Raw genomic sequence first — 763 nt, forward strand, 5'->3', positions numbered from 1 at the left:
GCGCGCTCGATCACGTAGTGGCCCGGCGCGCTGTTCTTGCCTTCGACGAGGCCGGCTTGCTTCAGCAGGTCGGTCGTGTCCTTCAGCATCGCGGTGCTGCCGCACAGCATCACGCGGTCGTGCTCCGGCGAGAACGGGGGGACGTCCAGATCCGTGAACAGCTTGCCCGTCGAGATCAGGTCGGTGATCCGGCCTTCGTTCTCGAACTCCTCGCGGGTGACCGTCGGGTAGTAGACGAGCTTTTCCTTGATGATGTCGCCGAGGTACTCGTGGCCCGGCAGGTCGTGCTTGATGTAGTCCATGTACGCGAGCTCGCCCTTCAGGCGGCACGTATGCGTCAGGATGACCTTGTCGAAGCGTTCGTAGATGTCCGGATCGCGGATGATCGACATGAACGGCGCGAGGCCCGTGCCGGTCGACAGCATCCACAGCGTCTTGCCGGGCAGCAGGTTGTCGGCGACGAGCGTGCCGGTCGGCTTCTTGCCGATCAGCACCGTGTCGCCCACCCTCAGGTGCTGCAGGCGCGACGTCAGCGGGCCGTTCTGGACCTTGATGCTGAAGAATTCGAGGTGCTCTTCGTAGTTCGGGCTGACGATGCTGTAGGCGCGCGCGAGCGGCTTGCCGTCGACCTCGAGGCCGACCATCGTGAATTCGCCGTTGTTGAAGCGCAGGCCCGGCTCACGGGTGCAGGTGAAGCTGAAAAGCGTATCGGTCCAGTGGTGGACGGATTGGACGGTGGCGGTGTCGTATTTGCTCATGACTT

At 63.3% G+C, this 763-nt stretch carries 1 protein-coding gene; it reads right to left on the reverse strand.

Features of this window, described 5'->3' with window-relative positions; genetic code table 11:
- Positions 1-758 (reverse strand): ferredoxin--NADP reductase (locus DID96_RS37870; protein WP_148094544.1); only part of this gene is annotated, 758 nt, incomplete at its 3' end.
- Positions 759-763: the final 5 nt, after the last annotated feature.

Origin of the sequence: Burkholderia sp. Bp8963 (assembly GCF_003854275.1) — a bacterium.
GTDB lineage: Bacteria > Pseudomonadota > Gammaproteobacteria > Burkholderiales > Burkholderiaceae > Burkholderia.